Origin of the sequence: Thermomonas sp., assembly GCF_025993755.1 — a bacterium.
In the GTDB taxonomy this organism is placed as follows: domain Bacteria; phylum Pseudomonadota; class Gammaproteobacteria; order Xanthomonadales; family Xanthomonadaceae; genus Thermomonas.
On the sequence record NZ_JAMQHN010000176.1, the window covers coordinates 1 to 5,797 of the forward strand.

6 protein-coding genes are annotated in these 5,797 nt (G+C 67.1%); 3 read left to right on the forward strand and 3 right to left on the reverse strand.

The genetic code is table 11. The annotated features are described in order from the left end of the window. Window positions 1-348: TetR/AcrR family transcriptional regulator (locus Q0X16_RS12715; protein WP_297835088.1), on the reverse strand; the 348-nt coding region annotated here is incomplete at its 3' end. Between the two features lie 105 nt (window positions 349-453). Here Q0X16_RS12715 and Q0X16_RS12720 point away from each other — a divergent pair. The 3 genes from Q0X16_RS12720 to Q0X16_RS12730 are packed head-to-tail and all read left to right on the forward strand — an operon-like array spanning window position 454 to window position 2,766. Then, the gene (locus Q0X16_RS12720) at window positions 454-1,326 is read left to right on the forward strand and encodes an alpha/beta fold hydrolase (protein WP_297835090.1); all 873 of its coding nucleotides are present in this window, start codon (window positions 454-456) and stop codon (window positions 1,324-1,326) included. Between the two features lie 27 nt (window positions 1,327-1,353). Next, window positions 1,354-2,310: a nitronate monooxygenase family protein gene (locus tag Q0X16_RS12725; protein ID WP_297835093.1), complete on the forward strand. Its 957-nt coding sequence runs from the start codon at window positions 1,354-1,356 to the stop codon at window positions 2,308-2,310. A gap of 6 nt (window positions 2,311-2,316) precedes the next feature. After that, complete coding sequence (locus Q0X16_RS12730) at window positions 2,317-2,766, forward strand: DUF4442 domain-containing protein (RefSeq protein ID WP_297835096.1); 450 nt, start codon at window positions 2,317-2,319, stop codon at window positions 2,764-2,766. Window positions 2,767-2,854: 88 nt separating this feature from the next. Here Q0X16_RS12730 and recQ read toward each other — a convergent pair whose 3' ends face one another. Further along, on the reverse strand, window positions 2,855-4,660 hold the full coding sequence (gene recQ, locus Q0X16_RS12735) for a DNA helicase RecQ (protein ID WP_297835098.1): 1,806 nt from the start codon (window positions 4,658-4,660) through the stop codon (window positions 2,855-2,857). A 77-nt stretch (window positions 4,661-4,737) separates the two neighbouring features. Further along, window positions 4,738-5,797: MFS transporter (locus Q0X16_RS12740; RefSeq protein ID WP_297835100.1), on the reverse strand; the 1,060-nt coding region annotated here is incomplete at its 5' end.

A 5,797-nucleotide genomic window follows, 5' to 3' on the forward strand; every position in this document is an offset into this window, starting at 1 on the left:
CTGGGTGGCGGCTTCCAGCGCGCCTTCGGCGATGGCGTCGATGGGCTCTTCGGCGGCGGCGGCCAGCACCGGGCAGCCGATACGGAAATCCGAGCGCAGCAGGGCGTTGCGCCAGCTCGTCAGGAAGCTCGACAGCCCCGCGACGGGGCCAGCCTGCAGGTGCTGGTCCAGCGCCGCGCTGACGCGCGCGCCCGCCAGCCGGACGGCTTCCTCCACGACCTGCTGCTTGCCGCCGGGGAAGTGGTGGTAGGTGGAGCCGAACGGCGCGTCGGCGCGCCGGGTCATCTCGCGGATGCTGGTCGCGTTCAGGCCGTGCTGCGCGAGCATGCTCGCCGCCGCTTCGATCATGCGCTGGCGGGTTCCGGGTTGTCGATTCGGCATGGTCGACCTTGCTAAGACAGTCGTCATAGGTGAAAGTATGCCAACTATGACAGTCATCCGAATTTTTCGCCAATGACCGCCGATCCGGTTGCCACAGAGCTGACGACCGCCGACGGCTATGTGCTGGGCGGCTATCGCTTCGCCGCGCAGGCGCCGCTCAAGGGGCGCGTTGTCGTGGCGGGCGCCACCGCGGTTCCACAGGAGTTCTACCGGCGCTTCGCCCAGTTCGCCGCGGCGCGGGGGTTCGACGTGCTCACCTTCGACTATCGAGGCATCGGCCGGTCGCGCCACGGCACGCTGAAGGGCTTTCGCATGGATCTGCTCGACTGGGGACGGCAGGATCTGGCGGCGGCGGTGGACGCGATGGCCGACCCGCAGCTGCCGCTGTTCGTCGTCGGTCATTCCCAAGGGGGGCATGCTTTCGGCCTGACGCCGAACCATGCCCGCGTCGCCGGGTTCTATGTCTTCGGCGCCGGTGCCGGCTGGCACGGCTACATGCCGCTCGGGGAGCGCCTGCGGGTGTTGGCGATATGGAAGGTCGTGCTGCCGGTGCTGACCTGGTGGAAGGGTTATTGCCCGTGGAAGTTGCTGGGTCTGGGCGAGGATCTGCCTGTGGATGCCTATCGGCAGTGGCGCCGCTGGTGCCAGTATCCGCACTACTTTTTCGACGATCCCGCCATGCGCGGGATCGAGCAGGCGTATGCCGCCGTCCGAACGCCGATGGTGGCTGCCAACGCGCTGGACGATCTGTGGGCGCTGCCGGCGGCCCGCGATGCCTTCGTCGGGGCCTATTGCAACGCCCCGCTGACCCGAAGGAATCTCGACCCGTCCCGGGTGGGCGGCAAGATCGGACACATGGGGTATTTCCGCACGTTGGCCGAACCGTACTGGGAGGAAGTCCTGACGTGGTTCGTCGCCCAGCCCGGGCCCCTCGCGCAGGCCTGATCCGATACTTCGACAAGGAACCGCAACATGTCCCGTCTGCCATCTCCGCTCGACCGTCTGCCCTTTCCGGTGATCGGTGCGCCGATGTTCATCGTCAGCACGCCGGAGCTGGTCATCGCGCAGTGCAAGGCCGGCATCGTCGGTTCCATGCCGTCGCTCAATGCCCGCCCCGCCGAGATGCTTGACGACTGGCTGGCGCAGATCACCGAAGCGCTGGATGCGCACAACCGCGCACACCCGGATCGTCCTGCCGCACCTTTCGCCATCAACCAGATCGTGCACCGGAGCAATCCGCGGCTGGAACACGACATGGCGCTGTGCGTCAAGCACAAGGTGCCAATCATCATCACCTCGCTGGGCGCGCAGCCGGAGATCAATCAGGCCGCGCATGGGTATGGCGGCGTCGTGCTGCACGATGTGATCAATGACGGTTTCGCCCGGAAGGCGATCGCCAAGGGGGCCGATGGATTGATCGCGGTCGCCGCCGGTGCCGGTGGACATGCCGGAACCAAAAGCCCTTTTGCACTGGTTCGGGAGATTCGCGAGTGGTTCGACGGGCCGCTGGCGCTGTCGGGCGCAATCGCAACTGGAGACGGTGTCCTCGCCGCGCAGGCGGCGGGTGCGGACTTCGCCTATGTCGGCTCGGCCTTCATCGCCACCGAGGAAGCCAGGGCCACGCCGGCCTACAAGCAGGCCATCGTCGATGGCAACTCCGATGGCATCGTCTACACGAATTTCTTCACCGGCGTCCACGGCAATTACCTGAAGACATCCATCGTCGCCTCCGGATTCGATCCGGACGCCTTGCCGACAAGCGATCCGACCAAGATGAACTTCGGCGAGACCTCGGCCAAGGCGTGGAAGGACATCTGGGGCTGCGGTCAGGGCATCGGTGCGATCGACCGGGTGCAGCCGGTTGCAGACTATGTGGCCCAGCTTCGGCAGCAATATGCCGATGCGCGCCACCGCCTTGGTCTGGGATGATTGCGAATGAACAAGATTTCGTTCAACGCCTACACCCTGGCCAAGGTGCCGATCGCCTGGCTGGCCGGCGTGCGGCTGGGCCATCTGGACGATACGACGTGCCGGATGCGGGTGAAGCACGGCTGGCGGAACCAGAATCCGTTCAAGAGCATGTTCTGGGCGGTCGAGGGCATGGCGGCCGAGTTTTCGACCGGCGTGCTGTGCGTCGAACAGATCCGGAAAACCGGACGCAAGGTTTCGATGCTGGTGGTGAAGATGGAGGCGACCTTCTCCAGGAAGGCGGTCGGCACGATCACGTTCCAGTGCGACCAGGGGCAGGCGGTGGATGCCGCCGTGCGCGCCGCCGTGGAAACGGGTGCGCCACAGACGCTCACGATGCGCAGCGTCGGTCATGACGCCCAGGGCGAGCAGGTTGCCGAGTTCTTCTTTACCTGGAGCTTCCGGGTGAAGGCGTAAGGAGTGGGGCGGAAGTGAACTTCGGGGCACGAGCCCCCTTCACGGTTCTCCATTTCCCCGCATGGCATGCGCCCGCTTCCGGGCGCGCTCAGCCGCCGCTCGCCAGCACCGCCAGTACCGCGTTCCCGTAGCGCTCCAGTTTGCCGACGCCCACGCCGCCGATGGTGGCCAGGGCGTTGAGGTCGCGCGGGAGTTCCAGCGCGATGCTGCGCAGGGTGCTGTCGTGGAAGATCACGTAGGCAGGAACGTTCTGCGCTTTCGCGGTTTCGCTGCGCCACTGGCGCAGGGCGTCGAAGCGGGCGCTGGCCTCGGGGGGGAGTTCGGCAGCGGGCGTGACGTCGGCGGCGTGGCTGCGTTCGCGTTCGCGCTTGGGCGCTTCGAGGCGCAGGTGCAGGGATTGCTCGCCGCGCAGCAGTGCCGTGGCGGTGGCGGTCAGGCGCAGCGCGCCGAACCGTTCCGGGTCGGCTTCCAGATGGCCCGCGGCGACCAGCTGCCGGAACACGCCGCGCCAGCGCTTGCCGTCCAGGTCGGCGCCGATGCCGTAGGTGCTCAGCGACTGGTGGCCGAACTGGCGCACCTTGGCGGTATCGGCGCCGCGCAGGACGTCGATCAGGTGCGCGGCGCCGAAGCGCTGGCCGGTGCGGTAGGCGCAGGACAGCGCCTTGCGTGCGGCCTCGGTGGCGTCCCAGGTCTGCGGCGGGTGCAGGCAGTTGTCGCAGCGGCCGCAGGCGCCCGGATGCGTCTCGCCGAACCACGCCAACAGGCTCTGTCGACGGCAGACGGTGGATTCGCAATAGCCGATCAGGGCGTCGAGCTTGGCGTGCTCGAGCCGTTTGCGTTCCTCGCCGGCTTCGCCTTCGGCGATCATCCGGCGCAACAGGATCGCATCGCCCAGGCCATAGGCCAGCCACGCCTCGGCGGGTTCGCCGTCGCGGCCGGCGCGTCCGGTTTCCTGATAATAGCCCTCGATCGACTTGGGCAGGTCGAGATGGGCGACGAAGCGCACGTCGGGCTTGTCGATGCCCATGCCGAAGGCGATGGTAGCGACCATCACCAGACCGTCTTCATGCAGGAAGCGGCGTTGATGTTCGGCGCGCACGCCGGCGTCCAATCCGGCGTGGTAGGGCAGCGCATGCAGGCCATGTTCGACCAGCAGCTGGGCGACGGCCTCCACCTTGCGCCGCGACAGGCAATAGACGATCCCGGCCTCGCCGCGATGGCCCTTGAGGAATTCCAGCAATTGGCGACGCCCGTTGTCCTTGGCGACGACGCCATAGCGGATGTTGGGGCGGTCGAACGAGCTGATGAACTGGCGGGCGCCGCCCAGCGACAGGCGTTCGACGATCTCGTTCCGGGTTGGCGCATCGGCGGTTGCCGTCAGGGCGATCCGTGGCACGTTCGGCCAGCGCTCGTGCAGCAGGGTGAGCTGGCGATATTCCGGGCGGAAATCGTGGCCCCACTGCGAGACGCAGTGGGCCTCGTCGATCGCGAACAGCGAGATTTCCACCTGATTCAGCAGCGCCAGGAAGCGCGGCGCAAGCAGGCGTTCGGGCGCCACGTAGAGCAGATCGAACGCGCCGGCGACGAAGTCGCGTTCCACCTGCGCGCCGCTGGCGGCGTCGAGGCTGGAGTTGAGAAACGCGGCGCGCACGCCCAGCTGGCGCAGCGCTTCGACCTGATCCTGCATCAGCGCGATCAGCGGCGAAACGACGATCGCGGTGCCCGGACGCAGCAGCGCCGGCAGCTGGTAGCACAGCGATTTGCCGCCGCCGGTGGGCATCAGCACCAGTGAGTCGCCGCCGGCGATCACATGTTCGACGATGGCGCCCTGCTCGCCGCGGAAACCGGCGTAGCCGAAGGTGCGGCGAAGCTGGGTGAGAGCAGGGGAGTTCATCGGTCGGACGAGCGCGAAGCCGATGCCCGGGGCGGACTTTTCCGGCGTTGCCGCGCTGGGGCGGAGGATGCGGCGCGTCAGGGATTCTCGAGGTCGAGCGCGCCGTGCGCGGGCACCGGCGCGGCGCGGACGTGCCGGTGCTTGAACAGCGGCACGAAGGCGATGGCCATCGCCAGGGAGTACAGCGCGAAGCTGGTCCAGATGCCTTGCCAGTCCTTGCTGCCGTCGGCGGCGGTGAAGAAACGGTCGATCATCCAGCCGCTGATCGCGCTGCCGAGGATCGCGCCGATGCCGTTGGTCATCAGCATGAACAGGCCCTGCGCGCTGGCGCGGATCTTCGGGTCGGCCTGCTGTTCGACGAACAGGCTGCCTGAGATGTTGAAGAAGTCGAAGGCCATGCCGTAGACGATGCACGAGAGCACGATCATCCACAGCCCCGGTCCCGGATCGCCGTAGGCGAACAGGCCGAAGCGCAGGAACCAGGCCAGCATCGAGATCGTCATCACCGTCTTGATCCCGAAGCGCTTGAGGAAGAACGGGATGGTGAGGATGAACAGGGTTTCGCTGATCTGCGAGATCGACATGATGATGGCGGGATACTTCACCGCCAGCGTGTCCTTGTAGGCGTCGACGTTCGCGAAGTCGTGCAGGAAGGTGTCGCCGTAGGCGTTGGTGAGCTGCAGCGCCGCGCCCAGCAGCATGGCGAACACGAAGAACACCGCCATGTTGCGGTCGCGGAACAGGCGGAAGGCCGACAGCCCGAGCACGTCGACCAGGCCGCGCTTGCCTTCGCCCTTGCCGAGCGTGGGCGGGCAGGGCGGCAGGGTGAAGGCGTACAGCCCCAGCGCCAGCGAAGCGATGGAGGCGATGTAGAACTGGCCCGGCGAGGTTTCCAGCTTGAGCAGGCTGGTGGTCCACAGCGCGGCGATGAAGCCGACCGTGCCCCAGACCCGGATCGGCGGGAAATCGCGCACCACGTCCAGTCCGTCGCGCTTGAGCGCGTTGTAGGCCACCGCGATCGCCAGCGAGATCGTCGGCATGTAGCAGATCATCGTCGCCAGCATCGCCCAGAAGAAGGTGTGCGGGTCGTCCACCTGCGGCAGATAGAACAGCAGCGCCGCGCCGGCCAGGTGCAGC

Bases quoted from the DNA above. Each gene is read 5' to 3' on its own strand.
- Q0X16_RS12730 (WP_297835096.1), top strand. From the start codon at position 2,317: ATGAACAAGATTTCGTTCAACGCCTACACCCTGGCCAAGGTGCCGATC.
- recQ (WP_297835098.1), bottom strand. From the start codon at position 4,660: ATGAACTCCCCTGCTCTCACCCAGCTTCGCCGCACCTTCGGCTACGCC.
- Q0X16_RS12725 (WP_297835093.1), top strand. From the start codon at position 1,354: ATGTCCCGTCTGCCATCTCCGCTCGACCGTCTGCCCTTTCCGGTGATC.
- Q0X16_RS12720 (WP_297835090.1), top strand. From the start codon at position 454: ATGACCGCCGATCCGGTTGCCACAGAGCTGACGACCGCCGACGGCTAT.